Annotated in this window: 14 protein-coding genes; 4 read left to right on the top strand and 10 right to left on the bottom strand. The window is 34.9% G+C overall.

What is annotated here, in order from left to right; genetic code table 11:
* Nucleotides 1-39 precede the first annotated feature (39 nt).
* The 4 genes from JOC59_RS03370 to JOC59_RS03355 all read right to left on the bottom strand — a co-directional run bounded on the left by JOC59_RS03370 (nucleotide 40) and on the right by JOC59_RS03355 (nucleotide 4565).
* Nucleotides 40-1314, bottom strand: coding sequence for a UDP-N-acetylglucosamine 1-carboxyvinyltransferase (locus JOC59_RS03370; protein WP_205143394.1), 1275 nt, complete (start codon nucleotides 1312-1314; stop codon nucleotides 40-42).
* 352 nt (nucleotides 1315-1666) lie between these two features.
* Nucleotides 1667-3277, bottom strand: a complete 1611-nt coding sequence (locus tag JOC59_RS03365; protein WP_205143393.1) for a CTP synthase — start codon at nucleotides 3275-3277, stop codon at nucleotides 1667-1669.
* Between the two features lie 195 nt (nucleotides 3278-3472).
* On the bottom strand, nucleotides 3473-4078 hold the full coding sequence (gene rpoE / locus JOC59_RS03360; protein ID WP_205143392.1) for a DNA-directed RNA polymerase subunit delta: 606 nt from the start codon (nucleotides 4076-4078) through the stop codon (nucleotides 3473-3475).
* 46 nt (nucleotides 4079-4124) lie between these two features.
* Nucleotides 4125-4565 (bottom strand): YwiB family protein, encoded by a 441-nt coding sequence (locus tag JOC59_RS03355; protein ID WP_205143391.1) that lies wholly within the window; start codon nucleotides 4563-4565, stop codon nucleotides 4125-4127.
* A gap of 121 nt (nucleotides 4566-4686) precedes the next feature.
* On the opposite strand from JOC59_RS03355, the gene JOC59_RS03350 reads away from it, so the two are divergent.
* Genes JOC59_RS03350 through yidA form a run of 3 tightly spaced genes read left to right on the top strand, consistent with a single transcriptional unit; the run spans nucleotide 4687 to nucleotide 7695 of the window.
* Nucleotides 4687-5511, top strand: a complete 825-nt coding sequence (locus JOC59_RS03350) for a lipoate--protein ligase family protein (RefSeq protein ID WP_205143390.1) — start codon at nucleotides 4687-4689, stop codon at nucleotides 5509-5511.
* Nucleotides 5508-6872 carry an HD domain-containing protein gene (locus JOC59_RS03345; RefSeq protein WP_205143389.1) on the top strand — a complete coding sequence of 455 codons (1365 nt, stop codon included), beginning with the start codon at nucleotides 5508-5510 and terminating at the stop codon, nucleotides 6870-6872. The genes JOC59_RS03350 and JOC59_RS03345 overlap by 4 nt, the downstream gene beginning before the upstream one ends.
* A 16-nt stretch (nucleotides 6873-6888) precedes the next feature.
* A complete protein-coding gene (gene yidA, locus JOC59_RS03340) occupies nucleotides 6889-7695 on the top strand; it encodes a sugar-phosphatase (RefSeq protein ID WP_205143388.1) in 807 nt (268 codons plus the stop codon).
* A 124-nt stretch (nucleotides 7696-7819) separates the two neighbouring features.
* Here the strand turns inward: yidA and JOC59_RS03335 are convergent, their stop codons facing one another.
* The 5 genes from JOC59_RS03335 to JOC59_RS03315 form a co-directional block, all read right to left on the bottom strand.
* The gene (locus JOC59_RS03335; protein ID WP_205143387.1) at nucleotides 7820-12682 is read right to left on the bottom strand and encodes a glycoside hydrolase family 70 protein; all 4863 of its coding nucleotides are present in this window, start codon (nucleotides 12680-12682) and stop codon (nucleotides 7820-7822) included.
* A gap of 349 nt (nucleotides 12683-13031) precedes the next feature.
* Entirely contained in the window at nucleotides 13032-13346 is a 315-nt protein-coding gene (locus JOC59_RS03330; protein WP_205143386.1) for a hypothetical protein, read from the bottom strand.
* Between the two features lie 262 nt (nucleotides 13347-13608).
* Nucleotides 13609-14793 carry a pyridoxal phosphate-dependent aminotransferase gene (locus JOC59_RS03325; RefSeq protein WP_205143385.1) on the bottom strand — a complete coding sequence of 395 codons (1185 nt, stop codon included), beginning with the start codon at nucleotides 14791-14793 and terminating at the stop codon, nucleotides 13609-13611.
* A gap of 105 nt (nucleotides 14794-14898) precedes the next feature.
* Nucleotides 14899-16023 (bottom strand): AI-2E family transporter, encoded by a 1125-nt coding sequence (locus JOC59_RS03320; RefSeq protein WP_205143384.1) that lies wholly within the window; start codon nucleotides 16021-16023, stop codon nucleotides 14899-14901.
* A gap of 156 nt (nucleotides 16024-16179) precedes the next feature.
* Nucleotides 16180-19266: a YhgE/Pip domain-containing protein gene (locus JOC59_RS03315; RefSeq protein WP_205143383.1), complete on the bottom strand. Its 3087-nt coding sequence runs from the start codon at nucleotides 19264-19266 to the stop codon at nucleotides 16180-16182.
* A 112-nt stretch (nucleotides 19267-19378) separates the two neighbouring features.
* On the opposite strand from JOC59_RS03315, the gene JOC59_RS03310 reads away from it, so the two are divergent.
* On the top strand, nucleotides 19379-19996 hold the full coding sequence (locus JOC59_RS03310) for a TetR/AcrR family transcriptional regulator (RefSeq protein ID WP_205143382.1): 618 nt from the start codon (nucleotides 19379-19381) through the stop codon (nucleotides 19994-19996).
* Nucleotides 19997-20147: 151 nt separating this feature from the next.
* On the opposite strand, the gene JOC59_RS03305 is transcribed toward JOC59_RS03310, so the two are convergent.
* Nucleotides 20148-20849, bottom strand: coding sequence for an NAD-dependent protein deacylase (locus JOC59_RS03305; protein WP_205143381.1), 702 nt, complete (start codon nucleotides 20847-20849; stop codon nucleotides 20148-20150).
* Nucleotides 20850-20854 lie beyond the last annotated feature (5 nt).

Here is a 20854-nt window from a genome sequence, read left to right as displayed (position 1 = left end):
TCACGTTTAAAAAAAACGTACAATATAAAAATACAAAAATTAGTTATCTTCAGCGATAATTTCAACATCTGCGCCTAACTGTGTTAGTTTCCAAACAACTCGATCATATCCTCTTAAAATATGATCGGCTGCTTTAATAACCGTTTGGCCATCCGCCATCATACCCGCAATCATCAAAGCGGCGCCTGCTCTAATTTCGGCTGCTTGGACAACTGAACCAACTAAATTGGTACTTTGATTTACTGTAATAACACCTTCCACAGCTGAAGCAATATCCGCTCCTAAGCGACGTAGTTCAACAATATGTCGGACGCGTTTAGGATAAATCGTGTCTAAAATCTTACTTTCACCATCAGCCAGCATCAAAACTGGGGTAATTGGTTGCTGTAAATCAGTGGCAAAACCAGGATATGGTGAAGTTTTTATACTAATTGGGGTAATTTGGGTAGTTTTTGGGACATAAATTTGATCACCATCAATTTGTAAATCTACACCCATCTCAATCATTTTAGATGTAAAAGACTCCAAATGTTCTGGAATAATATTATGAATCATTATCCCATCCCCAACAGCTGCAGCTAATGATAAATAAGTTCCAGCTTCAATTCTGTCTGGAATAATTGTATGCGTTGCACGCGAATTTAATTCCAAAACACCTTCAATTCTAATGACATCAGTCCCAGCACCACGAACTTTAGCTCCCATATTATTCAAAAAGGTTGCCAAATCAATAATTTCTGGTTCACGCGCCGCATTTTCAATGATAGTTTGGCCGGGTGCTTTAACCGCTGCTAAAATAATATTAATCGTCGCCCCAACTGAAACCATGTCTAGAAAAATCCGCGCACCATGCAACCCATTTATCCCAGTTGTAATATAAATTGTATCATTTTCTTCATGTACTTCAGCCCCTAGTGCCTTAAACCCTTTTATATGTTGATCAATTGGGCGAGGTCCAATATTATCACCACCGGGAAAAGTCACCGTTGCCCGACCAAAGCGTCCTAAAAGTGCCCCCATAAAATAATACGATGCACGTAAGCTTTTGATGGCAGTACTAGGTAAAGCTGCTTCTTTAATTTCTGTTGGATCAACGTCTAAGATACTATGTTGAAATTTTGACTTTACATTCATTGAATTCAAAATTATTTGTAAATTATATACATCGGCAATATCTGGTACACTATCAAAACGAACCGGTGTATCTGCTAGAATTGTTGCAGGAATTAGTGCTACTGTAGAATTTTTTGCACCGCCGATCGTCACATCTCCTGCTAAACGACGACCGCCATTAATAATCATTTTTTTATTCATTATATACACCTTTATACTCTTAAAAAATGTGTGTTGCGTAAATTTTATACACACTCATATGCATGGCTACATACATCTTTAAATTTTACAGATGTTTTTCAAAAATAACAATACTCCTAGTAATTTTCTCATCAGTTTGCCATGTTTGCACACAACTTTAATTTTAATTAATTTAACGATTTTTGCTTATTTCTAGCAAAAAAAGATGGCTAGGACCAATATCCCGACCATCTTTTACGGTACCTATTTATTCAACAATTTGTGTTTAGTCATTTTAACAGCTGTTAGACCAAGTTAAATTTAATTATAGAGTGTTAATTTCTCCATTAATCATTTGTTTACTCAATTAATTCTACTTTTCTGAATTTTTCAGTGCGGCTGCTACAAAAGCCCCAAATAGTGGTTCTGGTCGCTGTGGTCGTGATAAAAATTCTGGGTGGTATTGCGCAGCGATGAAGAAATCATTTTCTGGTAATTCAATAATTTCCATTAACCGATTATCTGGTGATACTCCTGAAAATACCATACCGGCATCTTCAAATTCTTTTCGGTAATCTGTATTAAATTCAAAACGATGCCGATGACGTTCTTGAATTTCCATAACATTGCCATATGCGGCTGCCGTCTTAGTGGCTGGCGTTAACTTAGCTGGATAAAGTCCTAATCTAAGCGTCCCACCTAAATCTTCGACACCTGCTTGATCAGCCATTAAATGAATAATCGGTGTTGATGTAGTTGGATCTAGTTCAGTTGAATTAGCATCTTGATAACCTAAAACATGGCGTGCAAATTCAACAGATGCTAACTGCATTCCTAAACAAATTCCTAGATATGGCACATTATTTTCCCGAGCATATTTGATAGCTAAAATCTTACCTTCAATACCGCGTGGGCCAAAACCACCTGGTACAATAATACCATCAGCCTGTGCTAATAATTGTTGATAATTATCATCATTAACTGTTTCAGCATTAATATGATTGATTTTCACTTCCGCATCAACAGCATATCCACCATGCTTTAAAGCTTCGTTAACTGAGATATAGGCATCTTGTAAATCAGCATACTTTCCTACTAGTGTTACGTTAACTTGCTTGTGCAGGTTTTTAACATGTTCAACTAATGCTTGCCAATCAGCCATGTCAGCTTTTGGTGCATCCAAACCTAGTTTTTGTAAGACAACATCATCCATATGTTGTGCCTGTAAATTCAACGGAATTTGGTACAAAGAATCCACATCCATTGATTCAATCACCGCTTCCGGTTTAACATCGGTAAATAATGCTAATTTTTCTCGCATAGCATCAGAGATTGGTTGTTCTGTTCTCAGCACCAACATATCTGGTTGAATCCCAAGAGAACGCAGTTGTTGAACAGATTGTTGTGTTGGTTTTGTTTTCATTTCACCTGCGGCACGCAAATATGGTACTAATGAAGTATGAATATAGAAAACATTTTCCGCACCAACTTCTGACTTCATTTGGCGTAATGCTTCCATAAATGGCATCGATTCAATATCACCAACTGTCCCACCAACCTCAGTGATCACAATATCAGCATCGGTAGTTTGTGCTGCCCGCATCATTTTTTCTTTCAAGGCGCCTGTAATATGTGGTATCACTTGCACGGTTGCTCCTTGATAGTCACCACGACGTTCCTTGGCTAACACTTCAGAATAGATTCGGCCAGTTGTAACATTTGAATATTTATTTAAGTTAATATCAATAAAACGTTCATAGTGTCCCAAATCTAAATCAGTTTCTAACCCATCATCTGTAACAAAAGTTTCACCGTGTTGATATGGACTCATTGTCCCAGGATCAACATTAATGTATGGATCAAATTTTTGAACGGCAATTTTAAAGCCACGATTTTTTAATAAGCGACCTAATGATGCTGCAACAATTCCTTTTCCGAGTGATGAAACAACACCACCTGTGACAAAAATATATTTAGTCGTCATTCTAACTTCCTCCTATGGGTTAACTTTACATTGGGTTACCTATGATCGTAAAAATAAAAAAAGAGCCCCCAACTCAATTATGAATTGGGAGCTAAATAACTTACGTAGTTGATCGTCCTTAAAGTAAGGAGCCCTAAAATATACTACACAAGTCATTTACAATAGTCAAGGACTTTAAGAAATTAATCTTTAAAATTAATTTTCCTTGTCTTCTTCTTGGTCAAAATCATCATCGTCATCTGAAAATTCTGTTAATTGACCTTCGATACCATCATCTAAGGCATCATCATCGTCGTCAACATCATCAAAATCACTAGCTGCTTTAACATCATCATCTAATGTTGCATCATCTTCTTCATCGTCATCATCATCATCTTCTACATCATCAACTTGATCGAAGTCATCATCCTCAGGATCATCATCGTTGTAGTCAATAACGTCATCGTCGTCTGCTGAATCATCTAAGAAAGCATTAACTTTCTTGCGTTTCTTTTTACGAACAGGTGCGTCATCATCTTCATCTAAATGGACGGCTTCATCGATTGAATCAATTGCATACCATGAACGAAGTCCCCACATGTTATCCCCTAAGGAGATAAAACTACCATCAATATTCAAATCTGTATAAAATTGTGACAACCGCTCACGAATTTCTTCATCGCTCTTGCCTAAAAATTGTTGAACTTCATTTACCAAATCAGCAAATCCCATTGTTTCACCGTGTAATGATAAAACGCCATGGGCAACCTCAATAAGTGATAGTTCGTCTTTGTTTTGGCCTTCAAATTTTGTAAGTTCCAAAATTAGCACGTCCTTTCAGAGTTTATACTATATGTATTTTACTATTTTAGTTAGCAAATTGCAATTGAATGTTGTAGTTTCCAACATATTGACCACCAACCGCCAGATCATAATCAATTATAACTTGCCCATTTAATGGTTTTTGTTCAATTTTTGATATTAATCGTTTAGTACTAACCATAATATCCAGCAACCCTGCTGGCGTTCGATATTTTGATAAACCTTTGTTGTTCACATCAAAAAGCAACCGCAAGTCGGCTTGTCCATGACGACGCAATTGAATTGTATTATCTGTCTTTATCTTCATAGTTACCGGTACCTTAGTTCCATTTTCAGCACTTTCTTGATATCTTAAATACAATGTATCGCCAATATAGACTGCTTGACCGTTTTCACTAAATGTAAATTTTTCTGATTGTTCAGGTTGTTTAATTGTTGTCGTCAAATTTATTTTTATTGGTACCCCTGTTGATTGCCTAACTACCATTTTACTTACCTCTCAATCACTATGCTATTCATTTATTATACGGCAAGCATTCGGTATAATGATAGAGAAGCACTGCTTAATTCCAATATTTATTCAGAAAATAATTTGTGAGGTCAATATTATGGATTTACCATTTACAAGTCTCAAATTAATTACTAATGAATTTAACACAGATTCACCATTAACCAGTACCGCCTTTAACACTGCCTTATTTGATTATACTAATGCAACAACGGGGTTCTTACACTTATGGATAACACCACCAGCCATTGCCTTAGGTCATCGTGATAAACAACTACCCTTTTTTAACAAAGCAACTGATTTTTTGCTTGCTCATGGTTATATTCCCTATGTTCGGTCAGCAGGTGGTTTAGCTGTTATTAGCGATCCTAATATTCTAAATGGCGCATTAATCTTTGAGCAACCGCTAGATAGCCCCTTAAGCATTGAAAGCACCTATCAACTAGCCATTAAGCTACTAAAAGAGACCTTATCTCCGCTACCGTTAGTTGTTGGTGAAATTAAGCAATCATATTGTCCTGGTGATTTTGATGTTAGTATTAATGGCCTAAAAATTGCTGGTTTAGCCCAATATCGCCATCGTAATAAAGTTCTAGTATCATTTTATTTAAGCGTTGCTGGTAATCAACTCGAACGTGGTCAGTTAGTTCGTCAAATGTATCAAATTGGCACTGGTAAAGCCGATATTATGCCACCTTATCCAAATGTTGATCCTGCCTGTATGACAACCTTAGCAACACTTAAGCCACAAATTAAAGTTGCTAACATCATTAAAGAATTTCAAAGCATTTGGCCAAACATTCCTAAAAGTCGATTAATAGTTACCGATGATATTAATGACCAAGTTTTTGCGATAAAAACAAAATTAATCGCCCGTCAACCGGCTAATCTCAATATTTTACACACGAAGGGAACTTTTATATGAGTTATCTAACCCAAACCTTGTCTAAAGAAACTGTCTTTCGCGATCCTGTTCATACTTATATTTATGTTCAGCATCAAATAATTCTTGATTTAATTAATACAACTGAATTTCAACGGCTTCGGCGAATCAAACAACTAGGCATATCGTCATTAGTATTTCCAGGTGCGGAACATTCACGCTTCACGCACTCATTAGGTGTCTATGAAATTGCTCGCCAAATTACAACACATCTCAACGCGCGTTACTCAAGTACCACGGCTAATGATGGCCAGTGGCATCCCGAAGAACAAATGATTACGCTAATTGCGGCCTTATTACATGACGTTGGCCATGGACCCTATTCACATACCTTTGAACATATTTTTAATACTAATCATGAAAAATTCACACGCTTAATCATCACCACGGCTGGGACAGAAATAAACACGGTCTTAAGTCGGGTTAGTCCGGATTTTCCCAAAAAAGTAGCTAGTATTTTAAATAAAACCTATCCTAATCAACAAGTTATTCAAATTATTGCCAGTCAAATTGATGCTGATCGCATGGATTACTTACTACGCGATGCTTACTTCACCGGTGCCAATTATGGTACTTTTGATTTGTCCCGTATTTTACGCCTAATTCGGCCTTTTCAAGGTAATTTAGTATTCTCCATAACCGGCATGCATGCCATTGAAGACTACGTTGTTAGCCGGTATCAAATGTATCTTCAAGTTTATTTTCATCCAGCCTCACGTGCGATGGAGGTAATTTTAACTAATCTTTTGAAACGCGCTTATGATTTATATCATCGTTCATTATCTGATGTTACCATCGATACTAGTTTTATTCCTGAAGCATTATTGCCATTTTTAAAAGGGCAACCAACATTAACAGATTATCTTGCCTTAGATGATGGTGTTTTAATGACATATTTTGGTAAATGGCGGACTAGTGATGACACTATTTTAAGTGATTTAGCTATTCGTTTTTTAGATCGTAAACCATTAAAATCAGTCATCTTAACGCAAGCCTCAACTGATACTTTACCTCTCGTCCGTAAGTTAATCCAACAAGCTGGGTTTAATGCGCAATACTACACTGCGGAAAATGATAGCTTCAACTTGCCATACGATGCTTATAATCCGCATGCTAAAAATCCACAAACGCAAATTGAATTGCTATTACCTGATCAATCAACTGTTGAATTATCAACAGTCAGTCCCCTAGTTAAATCAATTAGCGGGCGTCAATCGGGAGATCGCCGCTTCTTTTTCCCAAAAGAAATGCTTGAAACTGGAACAAATGATTTATTTAATCCTATCTACGTTGACTTTCAACACTATATCAACAATAATTACCTTATTGGACCTAATTCTTAACTTACAGGAGATTTTTATGAGTATCAAATTAATTGCCATCGATATCGATGGTACCCTATTAAATGAGAATAATGAATTGGCACCACGGACAATCAAAACACTACAAGCTGCTAGCGCTCGTGGTGTCAAAGTTGTTTTAACTACTGGACGCCCCTTGACTGGAGTTACACCTTACTTGGACAAACTAGGTTTACATGGGGATGATCAATACGTTATTACGTTTAATGGCGCTCTCGCTCAAACTGTCAGTGGTAATATTCTAACCAAAGAAACTATTTCTTATGATGATTACCGTGATATTGAAGCTCTTAGCCATAAATTAGCTGTCCATTTCCATGTTGAAGATGATCACTTAATTTATACTGCTCATCAATTAATTCCTAAATATTCAATTGGTGAATCTTTCTTAGTAAATATGCAAATTAAATATGTACCCGTGGCTGATATGGAAGTAAAAGATTATTCTAAAGGCATGATGATTGATGAACCTGAGGTTATTGACCGGGTTATTAAGGCTATCCCAACATCATTTCACGATCGCTTTTATGTCGTTCGTTCTACTCCTTATTTCCTCGAATTTATTAACAAAAATGCTTCTAAGGGTAATGCGCTTAATGCTTTGGCTACCAAACTTGGTCTTCAACAAGCAGAAGTTATGGCCCTTGGCGATCAAAACAACGATTTAACCATGCTTGAATGGGCTGGTTTAGGCGTTGCTATGGGTAACGGTACTAGTGAGGCTAAAGCAGCCGCTAATGTAATTACTGCAACTAATGCTGAAGATGGTGTTGCTCAAGCAGTTGAGAAATATGTTTTAGCCTAACTCATCCCTATACAAGCATCTTCTTAATTTTTATAAAAAAAGAGGCCGTATGAACTCGATAGTTATTCCAAAGTTTTTTCTTTGAAGTAACTCCTAGTTTATCGTAGCCTCTTTTTAATATGCTCTAAAGGTTATATGTCTTTTTTACCAATAATCGCTTATAACTGGCATTAACCCTAACTGCCTTTTGCTTTAATCTAACATACACTTTACGTTCTTTTTGAAATACTTTTTGATTCTTTTTGATTACCAGTCTCAATTTAGCTTTCTTCGCCTTACTAGTTAAGTTCCGCAAGCTTTTTTGTTCTTGCTTAATTTTTTTTGCTAAGGTATCAAGTTTCTTTTTTGATATTTTAGCTAATCGATTGGTATTTTTTAAAGTAAGTTTTGTTGTATTTATTTTGTAAAGCTTATTTAAAATTTTGTTTTGGTGCACTAATCGTTGATATTTCAACTTAAACTTACTTAATTGTTGCTTAGTAAGTTTTATTTTTTTATGATTCTTTACTGAATTTTGGGTCAGTTTTTGCAATAATTTGTTTAAATTATCACGGCTTACTTTAACTTGCCGGGCATTATTTTTCACATTCACTAATTCTTTTTTAGTTACTGATTGTAAGACTTTAGCTACCCCCTGTGCATTCAAGTAATACCAATGATATTGGTGCTTGCTAGTCAGTTTATTTGTATATACATAACTACTAACAACCTTTTTACCCAACTTTTTGTCAAAATAAAATTTGCCAGTATAATAATCCTTCTTCTGGAATCCATTTTGATCAAAATAGTAAGTGGTGTTGCCTAATTTTAAGTAACCCTTTGCTGCTACTCCATTATTTTTAAAGTACATCCATTTACCAGCCGGCGTTTGCTTAAATTGCGCCACTAGCATATTACCCGATCCGCTATCAAAATAACGAATGTTGCCTTTTTTATCTTTAATAAAGGCATCTTTTGCCTGAATTCCCGATGCATAAAAATATTGTGTCTTATGATAGCTATCGTTAATCGCTACTAGCCCTTGTACCATTTTACCGTTACTACCAAAATAATAATAATTCCCTTGGTCATCACTTACATACTGATTTACAACTCGTTTCCCTTTTGCATTATAATAGTATGTGTTATTTTTTTCATCAGTTAAAAATGAACTTCGTAATTCATGCCCATTTGGTAGGAAATAGTAATAATTTTCTTTAATTTTATGGCTACCAAAAATCATATACCCATCTTTATCAAAATAATACCAATTACCATTAACTCCTTCAATAAAGGCATTTTTAGCACGATACCCTGACGTATCATAGTAGGCAATCCCCGTACTATTACTATAAAAACCCGTATTTGATAATTCATTTGTCAATTGTAATGGTAAAAACGCTGTTTCTGCGGAATTTGCAGTGACCTTGAAATACTGCCCAGTGGCACTATCTTTTAAAACATAACCGATCCCCTTACCTTGTACATTTGAACCATTAAAATACTTGGCCTCCCATTGCTTTATCACTTGTGATGCATCAATTGATTTACCAGTCGAAACTTGTTTAGTTGTAAATAAATCAGGATAAAGCTTTTTAATTTTTGTTAAAAATGCACCACCATAAATACTCTGATAATCTTTACCAGAACTTTGTGTATTGCTAGCATATAATACGTTTTGTAAATCAGAGTTTTGATCAACATCTCCCATTGCATTCGTTCGATTTACAGCTACGACTTGTTGATTAGGTAAATTATAAATTTGATCCGGCACAAAATCAGCCATCACTTGAATGCCACTACCATGTAAAGCCTTAATTGCGTTAACTAAATCATCTAAATCACCATATTTAGTAGCCCCATCTTGCCCAACATTATATCTATCAGTAAATGCGTATCCATTAGCAATAATTGAATCTAAAAAACTAGTATCGGTTGAACTTTTATACTGTGGTGCTAGTTGAAAACTAGTTACTCCCCATGACTTAAAGAGTTGCGCATTTTTAGCAATTTTAACATTAGTGTACTCACTTTTTTTACTAGCAAATGCTTGAAAATTAGAAAAGCCTTCATAAATTAGATTTGAATCTAAGGCAGCATTTGAGTGTAGTACTTGTCCATCTTTATTTTTAGCCTGTGTCGCTTTGGTCCGCGCATCTTGCTTTTCACTAGCACCAACTGGTACCCAGACAGCTAAATAACCTGATACCTCAACTTGCGCAACACCGTAAATGCTTGAACTATTAAATATTAAATCACCCTTACTATTGGTTCTCATGGTTGGTGCATTTTGATCAGATGCATACACCTTAAGACCATTTTTAGTTGTTAAAATAGCCGCTCTAAACAATTGGTTTTTATGCGCAGTTCCCATATGTAACACAACTGTTTGGCCCTTTTTTAAAATTAACTTAGGATTGTTAGCAATAATTACCCCAACTCCTTGGGTACGGGTCGCCTTGGTCCCTTTATCAGTAACTTTCATCGCCCCATTACCAAAGCGAACTTGAGTTAAGATATCATTACCATCAACATTTTGTGTTTCACCGCCACTAACATATTTAACCCGTAATTTTAATAAGTTAGAAATTGCTTTAAAATAAGGTGTTTGGGTCTCCATATATTGACCATTATCAGTATATAAATCACCATAATATACACGTGGCACAGTATCCTTAGATGTTAGCATATATGCATAAGAACTTGGTATATTATAATGAGTATATTTTTTATTAACTGATTTTTCATCCTTATTATACACTTCAAATGCTTTAGCGATTTCCTCAGTAGTCGGAATTAAGCCTGATCCTGAATTAGGATACAAATCCTTAATTATTTGCGCAATCACCGTTTGTACTTCCGAATCATGAGCCCGTACAAATGCATAGTTGGGAATTGCGATATTTTCAGTACTATCATTGGACCGATCATAGTCAGTAAACTCTAAAAAGCGTTTCATTGAAGAGCGTGTACTAGGATCTTTAGTTAAAGAATAAATCATCTGCGTATGCATATGATTATTAATTGTCAGTTGACTTGCCCCATTATCTTTTTGGTATTGCGCATCATTGTAAGACCAATCTTCTAAGATAGATAAATGAGCATTGGCATTAGCATCACTTTCATTTGTTTTATACGCATCCGCCATATATTGGGAAACAATCTGTAATAAATCTGCATCAACATTATCAACTGCATCGACTCGCACACTATCAAAGTTAGCATCACTATCACCTTTTAAAATAGTACCTAGATTTAACAAATAATATAACCAATTTAAATCTTCAGCTTGTACCACTGGATTAGAATTATCAACATCATTGGCTAATAATAATTCGTAGCCTCCTAAAGAATTATCAGTTGTATATGCTTGTTTACCTGTTTGATTAGTGGGGGTCCGATTCATTAATCGAAAATCAGAATTAGCATCAAGCGTTAAGGGGCTGTTAATATACGATAGGGCCCCTCCTTGTAAATGATCATCATTTAAGTCCTCACTATCACTATTCCACTGTACTTGGGTTTTAACAAAAGTATCCATAACACTACGTAACCAAGTTACCGATTTATCTTTTGTTATTTTTTTTTCAATGTTTGCTTGCACACTTTCAGTTGCTTGCCTTAATAAATCCTCGGTATCACCGGTTTTAAAATCTGTATTGTTATTAATAAACCCTAAGTCTTTCATATAGTTCAAATAATTGACTTTGGTTTGCGTATCTGGCCACCAACTCATCAAAATTGGACGGTAATCATTACTATTCGATGCTGTCCAAGTTGTTCCATCATTTAAAATTTCTTTTGGCCGATACCAAGCCGCTGCAGTTAGGTATGTATCAACATTTTCAACTGATGCCTTTGTAGTATCAAACACTTGGTTATGTTGCGTATAATCACTATTATTAACTGTTAGTCCTTGCTTAATTGTCAACGTATTATCATCAATTGCTTTACCAGCCTTGTTAAAATACAACACTTGGCCATTTAGCACAGCACTATAATTAGTCCGTAAATGGGCGCTCTTATCAAAATAATAAAGCGCACCATTAATTTTTGTTAACCCAATCTTAGCATCACCTTTTGTATCAAAATAATACTTATTCCTTTTTATATCCTTATAAAATGCACTAACTACTTGTTGTCCTGTGCTAGAATTAAATGCCTTTATTTTTTGGGCAATTTTAATAACACCAGTAGTTAAATTACCGCTTTTTTTATCAAAAAACAAACTAACACCTTTAATCTTAATAATTTTATTTTTTACTTGGTTTCCCTTTTGATCAAAGTATTGCACATGTCCATTTATTTTTACTAAACCTTTAACCAATTTTCCATTAGTTTGCCGATAATTAATTAGCCCGTTTTTTGTAGTAATATATCTTCCACTTTTAAGATTTTTTAACTTCTTGAGTTGAACCGTATCTTTTTGCTTAATTACTTGATTATCAGGTAATTTAGCATTCAGATTATCTTTATTATTACTGGTGGCAGTACTGCTAGCACTGGCTGCGCTACTCACTGCTACGCTACTGCTGGCATCGGCTGCACTACTGCTAGCACTGGCTGCACTACTCACTGCTACGCTACTGCTGGCATCGGCTGCACTACTCACTGCTGCACTACTGCTGGCACTGGCTGCACTACTCACTGCTGCGCTACTACTGGCATCGGCTGCACTACTCACTGCTGCACTACTGCTGGCACTGGCTGCACTACTCACTGCTGCGCTACTACTGGCATCGGCTGCGCTACTGCTGGCACTGGCTGCACTACTGCTCGAATTTTCTGTACTAGTTACGCCACTATTATCAGTGATACTCTTTATGGTATCGGTTCCAATTTTTGCTGTAGTTTTTTCTGCTATATCTGTAGTATCACTAGCTTTACTATCTGCTAAAATATTAGTTTGTGTCGTAACACCCATCACAACACTTGCTACCGTTAATCCTACTACAAGCCATTGCTTTCCCGATTTATGCATTTTTTTGCGGCAAATCTTATCACCCATATTATTATCCCCCAAATAAAATCTTTAATTTTCCCAAGATTAATTCATTATTATTAATCAACATCAAAGAGTATAGCTTGAATAAATGCATAATAACAAGCTTATCTTAAATGTTTTTTAAAATTATAGTTATATTATATCTGTTTTTAAATAATATTTATTTTATATAAGTATTGTTAAAATACTGAATAATAATTCTTATTATGTTTAGTATTTTTTATTAATATTTAAAACACAAAAAAATGATTAGCTTCCCTTAGAAGCTAATCATTTGACTAAAATTCGATAAAGATCTCACTAAACTTAATTTACCTATGCCATTTATTAGTATTACTACTAAATTTTTTAGCTATTCGTTAAATCGAAAAGTTATAATCCGATGCGTGTTAGTATTAATTCGGTATAAGCCAATTAAATTCGTATTACCATGATATTGGTTTCGTATTTCAACTTGATATTGATTTTTATTAATTTTGTCAACCAAATAGATATTACGTTGATTTTTACGCACATGTTTATTTACTAACACAATTTGCAAAGCTTGCTTAGCATTTATAATTTTTTGATTTTGGGCTGCGCTAATGTTTGCCCCCCCAAGGCTTAAAGTTAACACTACCACGATACCAACTAGTATTTTTTTAACAAGTTTATTTGATAATTTCATAGCCTTAATCCCCTTTTACTTTCTTTTCTAAATTATAACATTAACGTTTCTTATATTACAATATGCTTACAAAAACATTTTATTGAAATTACAAAAAACTAAATAAACCTGGCTGCCAACCACTTGTTTTTATTTATTCTTAATCAATATCATGGTAATCCAAACAAAAAAGGGCCGAATTTCTACAATTCAGTCCTTTTTCAAATTTAATTATCCTTTATCCTGTCTTGAGCCATTTTAATAATTTGGGTGTCCACTTACTTTAACGATAATGCTCTATAAATGTTTCAATTCTTGCTAAAGCTGTCTCTAAATCATTTTCACTAGCCGCATATGACAACCGTATGTAGCCAGGTAGCCCAAACGCCTCACCAGGTACAGTTGCGACAAAAGCTTCTTTAAGCAACTTAACTGCTAATTCATTACTAGTTGTTACACCAACTAGCTTCATTAGTTTGGTCACCTTCGGGAATAAGTAAAACGCTCCACTTGGTCGTTCACTGATTTCAACTTCTGGTATTTTCGCCAATCGATCAAATACCAAATTTAACCGTTTTTCAAATACCCGTCGCATTTCAGCCACCGACGTTTGCTTTTCACTTAGGGCTGCAATTGCTGCATATTGTGTTACAGTCGCTGGATTTGAGGTCATATGCCCTAATAACGCCCTAACATGTTGAATAATTTCGGTATCTGCAATTAAATAGCCTAAACGCCATCCTGTCATTGCATATGTCTTTGAAACCCCATCAATAACTACCAGATTTTTTAAATTATCAACATTATTAAGAATTGACGTCATTTTCGTACCATTGAAAACTAAATTCTTATAAATTTCATCAGCTACTAAGATAATATCATTCTTGCGGGCCCATTTTAAAATATTGCTAAGTTCAGTTGCTGTATATACTGTTCCATTTGGATTTTGTGGTGAATTAATGATTAACATGCGTGTTTTGATGGTGCGTTTAGCTTCCAACTCTGCAATTGTTACTTTGAAATCCCTTGCACTTGGTTTCACAACAATTGCCTTAGCACCACTTAATTTTATTTGTTCTTCATAACTGACCCAATAAGGTGCTAATAATAAAACTTCATCTTGCTCTTCTAATAATGCTTGAAATAAGACATACAAAGCCATTTTCGCACCAGTTGTGGTCGTGATATTATCAGAAGCTAAGCTAAAGTGGGTATCTTCAAACACCCGTTTGCTAATTGCATTTTTCAATTCTAGTAATCCGTCTACGGCTGTATAAAAACTTGCTTGACCCGTTTCAATACTTGTTATCGCTGCTTTTTGGATTTCCTTGGGTGTTGTGAAATCAGGTTGGCCGACACTTAAATTAATTACATTTTGTCCTTCATGCTGCATCTTTTTAGCTAAAGCTGTCATTTGCATTGTTGCTGAAGGCGCTACTGTTAATGCTTTTTTTGAAAATTTTGTCATGTTTTCCTCCACATTTTATTTAGTTTACGTTAAATAACACTTATAACTTATCAAAAAAACGAATTATTTTCTACAATAAATAAAAAATAATTCGTTTTTAATTCATTAAATTTTAGGTTCCGTATCATTTGTAATTTGTTGGACTTGCCAAATATGCCACGCATAAGCCACTACTGTTCTGATAACTGCATAAAACGGAATTGCAAGGATCATTCCCCCAATTCCCGCAATATTACCGGCCGCTAATAAAATAATGATAATCGTAAGCGGATGGATTTTCAAAGTCTTACCAATAATGTTCGGATAAATTAGGTTACCGTCGACTTGTTGTACCACAATCACTACGATAATCACCCATAATATTTGCCAATTATTAATTGTTATCGCTACGATTAATGCTGGAAAGATACCGATATACGGTCCGACATATGGGATAATATTGGCAATCCCAGCAATCACTCCTAAAAGTAATGCATACGGTTGATTAATAATAAAATAACCAATGCTTGTAAATACACCCACAAACAAACATTCAATCACTTGACCGTCGATATATTGTGAAATAGTTTTAGACATTTGGCCTAATAATTCTTCAACCTTATCGGCTTTATCTTTTTGAAATAACTTTTTAATGGTAGGCATTAACTTATGCCCATCATTTAACATATAAAACAACATTACCGGTACCGTTATTGCTGTCACAGTGAAACTTGTGATTTTAGCTATCACAGTGCCTAGGCCATTGGCTGTACCTAAGAGAAATAATTGTGCGTATTTACCAAAAGAACCCTCTAATGATTTAAGATCAATCTTAACACCGGCCTGTTTAATCCATTTACTGCTAGTAATTACATCCATTTGCTTTTGTAAATCAGTGGTAAAATTTGGTAAATTTACTAACAAACGGCTTACTTGCGTCACTAAGTTAGGGACAACGGCTAAGACTACAATTGTTAAACCTAAGAACATTACTAATAAGACAATTGCGACAGCTAATGTATGTGGCATTTTAAAATTCTTTATTTTAATTTTTTTAATTAACCCAACGATCGGGTTTAATAAATAAAATAAAAATCCTGAAATTAAAATTGGCATAAATACTGTTTGAATAAATATGCCAATGGGTGAAAATAAAAATGAAATTTTTGTACATACAAAAATAAACAGCGCAACTATTAATACCTCTAGCGACCAAAAAAATATTTGCGAATATTTTGATTTTTCAAACATAGCGAGCTTCCTTACTAAAGATTATTATAACAAAAATAATTTTCAACAACTAAGACCCATTATACACCATCATTATTTCGTAAAAATAGCACCCCACACAAGATATATTGCTATATCCCTGTGTGAGGTGCTAATTAATAGAACTATCAATCGCTATTATGCTTCTTTAGGTGTTTCTTCCCAATCATTTTTTAAACGTTTGGCTTGAAGATGATGCATCCCCAACCATAGTAATCCAAGCGCAACAATCATAAATACAAACATTATTATGATTGATTGTTCGATTTGTTGACCGCCTAGTCCACCAGTTAACGTTTGCCGCAATGCTAAAATTGAATATGTCATTGGTAAGAATGGATGGATTGCATTAAAGAAACCATTGGTTAGTTGCATTGGGAATGTCCCACCTGAACCACCAAGTTGTAACATTAACAATACCATTCCTAAGAATCGTCCTGGATTATCAAACGTCATTGATAAGAACATGACAATATAAATTGATGTAAGGGCAAAGACAATTGCCACTAAGAAAGTTTGAATTGGATGTTGTGCTTCAATTCCACCAACAAACATTAAACCAACTTGAACAACAGCCATTACAACAGCCATCACCCCACCAATTAACACTTTACTTAGGAACCAAGCAGTTGCTGATTGACCTAACATATTTATGCGTCGTATTGGGTAAATAAAGTTAAAGACCAAGGCTCCAACATACAAGGCTAACGAAAGAACATATGGTGCTAAAGCAAGCCCATAGTTTTTAACGTAAGAATAATATGAATGGTGGAGCTTGGTTGGTGAAGAGAACATATCAGCTGTTTTATTAGTTAACTTAATCCCATTAACTTTAGCTGCACCAGTTGCTAGGGCTGAACTTAATTGCTTCGTCCCCTTAGTAATTTTACTTGAACCATTAACAAGCGTTGCTGAATTATCACTCAATTGATTAGTTCCACTTGCTAATTGAGTGATCCCTGAACTTAACGTAGGCACTTTACTATTTAATTGACTCAAACCATTTGATAAGCTCGTTGACCCACTATATAACTTGTTAACACCACTAGTCAATGTTGGTACTTTACTATTCAACTGTCCTAGGCCAGTTGAAAGTTGACTAGCACCACTTGTTAATTGATTATTATTAGCTGTTAATTTAGCTGTCCCATTAGCTAGTTGTGAGCTACCACTTGCTAATTTAGCAACACCACTAGTCAATGTTGGCACTTTACTATTTAACTGTCCTAACCCAGTTGAAAGTTGACTAGCACCACTTGTTAATTGATCATTATTAGCTGTTAGTTTAGCTGTACCACTTGCTAGTTGTGAACTACCACTTGCTAATTTAGCAACCCCACTAGTCAATGTTGGCACTTTACTATTAACTTGATTTAAGCCACTTGAAAGTTGGCTTGCACCGCTTGTTAATTGACTGCTATTAGCCGTTAATTGTGCCAAGCCAGCATTCAATTGACTAGCACCAGTTGCCAAGGCCGTTACAGAGGTAGACATCGCCCCCACCTGAGTCGTTAAACTAGTAATACCTGGATATAACTGATCATGATAACCAGTATATAAGTTATCAACACCTGAACTTAGTTTTGCATTAGCTGTTTTTAGGCTCGCACCAGTACTTGCTGCATCATTGCCAATGTTTGTCAGCCTAGTAGTTAAGTCTTTGATAACCGCAGCATCTAATGCATTTGTAATCGCCTTATTAACATCAGTAGCGACACCGCCAGCTATATATGCCGAAATAGCTGCTAGTTGGTCACTTGTTAAATTTAATTTTTTATCATTATTGATTTTTACCAATGAAGCTTTCAAATCAGCCGGTAATGTTGTCGCTAAACTTTTAGATATCTTAGTTTGCACATCTGTCAAATCGCTTTTAATACTTTCAAGTTCTGTCCCAATATCAGTCAGCTTAGCTGTAACTTCAGCATTTCCACCAGCAACTTCAGTTTTCAAGGTACTTAATCCAGTATCTATTTGTTTTGCCCCAGCTTGTAATTGTGCTAATTGACTCTTTTTATCTTTAGTGTCACTAGCTTGTACTGCGGCTTGCATTTTTTGTAATCCGGCATTTAATTGTTGGCTTCCTTTATAAGCACTTGCTACACCATTAGTGTACGTTTTTACCCCGCTACTTAATGTGTTTGAACCACTTGTTAATTTATTAACGCCAGTTGCCAACGTCCCGGTACTTTGGTTTAGGGTTGATAAACCACTATTTAATTGTTGTGCTCCCGTATTAGCGCTTGCTACACCATTAGTATACGTTTTTACCCCGCTACTTAATGTGTTTGAACCACTTGTTAATTTATTAACGCCGGTTGCCAATGTCCCGGTACTTTGGTTTAGGGTTGATAAACCACTATTTAATTGTTGTGCTCCCGTATTAGCGCTTGCTACACCATTAGTATACGTTTTTACTCCACTACTTAGTGTACTTGAGCCAGTTGCTAATTTGTTTACCCCAGTTGCTAAAGTTCCCGTACTTTGATTTAACGTCGCGAGACCATTCGTTAATTGGACTGAACCATTTGAAAGTTTTGCAACACCCGTACTCAATGGTTTCACACCAGCCGATAAAGTTATCACACCTTTATTTACCTTCGAAACGCCAGCTGTATATGTTTTTAAGCCCGTTGTTAACTTATTTGAACCTTTATTTAACTTTTTCGAACCTTTAGCGGCCGTATCAAATCCCTTACCAGCAGTTTCAATTTGAGCAAACATTACTTTCGCATACGACTTAGTAATCGCTGCTCTAACTCGTGTATTAACCTCTTTAGCTGCAGATTGCGAAATAACACTACCAATATAATTTAAAGAATCATTGGTTTTGTAATCTAACGACATTTTCTTAGGCGTTTTGTCTAAAACTGTTGCCGCATTTTTTGAAAAGTTACTTGGAATTGTAATCACCGCGTAATACTTTTTATTCTCAATGCCTTGCTTAGCTTTTGCTGCTGATACAAAATGCCAATCCAATTTATTATTTGTTTTTAATTGCTTAACTAAATCTTTACCAGCTGTAATTTCTTTACCGTTAAACTTTACACTCTTATCATTATTCACTACCGCAACTGGTAAATCCCCAGTACTTCCATATGGATCCCAAACTGACTTTAGGAAGAAAATACTATATAAAAAGGGAATAAACGCAATTGCTAATAATGACATCATGATTATGCGATTAGACTTAATTGATCTAAATTCGCTTTTAATCATTCCCATTTCGCTCTGCCATCCTTTGATTAATCTATAAAATAGTTTATAATATTTATTTAATGAACGCAATATATATTATTGAACAATGTGTTTATTTTTTTAACGAGGAGCTATTTTTATGAAACAAAGTGAACGGGTTCTAGAAACTAAGCAAAAATTAAAAAATTCTTTTATCACATTAATTGAGGAAAATGGCCTTAAGAATGTATCAATTAGCCAATTAGTTAAACATGCTAATTTGAGTCGTGGAACTTTTTATATTAACTATAAAGACTTAAATGCGTTATTAGTTGAAATTGAAACTGAACTGTATACTAATATCCTGAATGATTTTCAAAGTAAAATTAGTGATACTTCTATTTACAATGAAATATTTTTTAAAAGTGATTCCCTTGATAATGTTTATTTGTCATTTTCAAATGTCCTTAACTATATTTATCAAAATATTCGAACTATTCGGGTTCTAATCCTAAGTTCTGAAAACCCTGAATTGTTAGCTAAAATTAAAAAATTAGTTGAAAATGTCTTTATTACTACCATCACGGCCAACCATGGTCAATTTAATAACGCACTTCCGACGGACTATACCATTCAATTATTAGTTGATTGCTTATTTAGTATCGTAATTCATTGGGTTAAAAAGGAAAATCCTGAATCACCTGAAGAGGTCGCAATAATTATCGCTAAAAGTCGGCTTTTAGCTCCCAAAGATTTGATTGTTAATCATAACTTTTAATAAATTTTAGACACATGTAATATATATTGAACGGCCTCTTAATTAAGGCATTTAATACCACCAAACTGCTTTAAAAAGAGAGCATTTCATACCAGCTTTACTTAGCTTGGTATGGAACACCCTCTTTTTTTAATATTGAAAATATAATTACTTACTTAATTTTTAATTCCGTAAAAAATTGACTAGCATCTCCAATAATTTGTTCGATATGATGTGCAGTCGTAATGTATTCTTGATTAATTGCCATAATGGGCACATCTCCCTTCACATAATCTATTAAACCGGCAAATGGATAGACTACAAAGCTCGTTCCTACGATAACCACTAAGTCCGCTGTTTGCATTACTTTTATGGCGCTTTCAACCATAAACGGAATCTCACCGTACAAAGTAATATTAGGCCTAATTAATTCACCATTTTGACTAACCATACTCTGTTGATATGTTTTATAATCAACTTTCTGATGACTTTTGATCGTATACAAATCATAGATATTGCCATGAAATTCAATTAAATCGGTCGGTGAAACACCGGCCTTTTGGTGTAATCCATCAATATTTTGCGTAATAATTTTAGCACGTTTTTGCTTAGTTAAAGCAGCCATTTTTTCGTGAATAACATTGGGTTTGGCCTCTGGATAGTACATATTTGTCATGATGAATTGATACATTTTAGCTGGTTCATTAGCTAGTGCCTCGGTACTTAGTAAATACTCTGGCCGGACTTTCTGATCGTATAAACCACCTTTTGATCGATAATCAGGAATTCCCGATGCAGTTGACACACCTGCACCTGTTAAAAATACTATCTTTTTAGCATTATCAAATAAACTTTGTACCGTATCATTTATCATCTTAA

The organism is Periweissella beninensis, from assembly GCF_016908275.1.
Taxonomy (GTDB): Bacteria; Bacillota; Bacilli; order Lactobacillales; family Lactobacillaceae; genus Periweissella; species Periweissella beninensis.
The sequence above is the reverse complement of the archived record's forward strand: the minus strand, read 5'-3'. Positions and strand labels throughout refer to the sequence as shown.

What these genes read in the sequence shown, in the direction of transcription:
- JOC59_RS03325 (WP_205143385.1), bottom strand. Translation starts at nt 14,793, where the DNA reads ATGACAAAATTTTCAAAAAAAGCATTAACAGTAGCGCCTTCAGCAACA.
- JOC59_RS03355 (WP_205143391.1), bottom strand. Translation starts at nt 4,565, where the DNA reads ATGGTAGTTAGGCAATCAACAGGGGTACCAATAAAAATAAATTTGACG.
- JOC59_RS03315 (WP_205143383.1), bottom strand. Translation starts at nt 19,266, where the DNA reads ATGGGAATGATTAAAAGCGAATTTAGATCAATTAAGTCTAATCGCATA.
- JOC59_RS03310 (WP_205143382.1), top strand. Translation starts at nt 19,379, where the DNA reads ATGAAACAAAGTGAACGGGTTCTAGAAACTAAGCAAAAATTAAAAAAT.
- JOC59_RS03365 (WP_205143393.1), bottom strand. Translation starts at nt 3,277, where the DNA reads ATGACGACTAAATATATTTTTGTCACAGGTGGTGTTGTTTCATCACTC.
- JOC59_RS03305 (WP_205143381.1), bottom strand. Translation starts at nt 20,849, where the DNA reads ATGATAAATGATACGGTACAAAGTTTATTTGATAATGCTAAAAAGATA.
- JOC59_RS03320 (WP_205143384.1), bottom strand. Translation starts at nt 16,023, where the DNA reads ATGTTTGAAAAATCAAAATATTCGCAAATATTTTTTTGGTCGCTAGAG.
- JOC59_RS03330 (WP_205143386.1), bottom strand. Translation starts at nt 13,346, where the DNA reads ATGAAATTATCAAATAAACTTGTTAAAAAAATACTAGTTGGTATCGTG.
- JOC59_RS03335 (WP_205143387.1), bottom strand. Translation starts at nt 12,682, where the DNA reads ATGGGTGATAAGATTTGCCGCAAAAAAATGCATAAATCGGGAAAGCAA.
- JOC59_RS03350 (WP_205143390.1), top strand. Translation starts at nt 4,687, where the DNA reads ATGGATTTACCATTTACAAGTCTCAAATTAATTACTAATGAATTTAAC.
- yidA (WP_205143388.1), top strand. Translation starts at nt 6,889, where the DNA reads ATGAGTATCAAATTAATTGCCATCGATATCGATGGTACCCTATTAAAT.
- JOC59_RS03345 (WP_205143389.1), top strand. Translation starts at nt 5,508, where the DNA reads ATGAGTTATCTAACCCAAACCTTGTCTAAAGAAACTGTCTTTCGCGAT.
- JOC59_RS03370 (WP_205143394.1), bottom strand. Translation starts at nt 1,314, where the DNA reads ATGAATAAAAAAATGATTATTAATGGCGGTCGTCGTTTAGCAGGAGAT.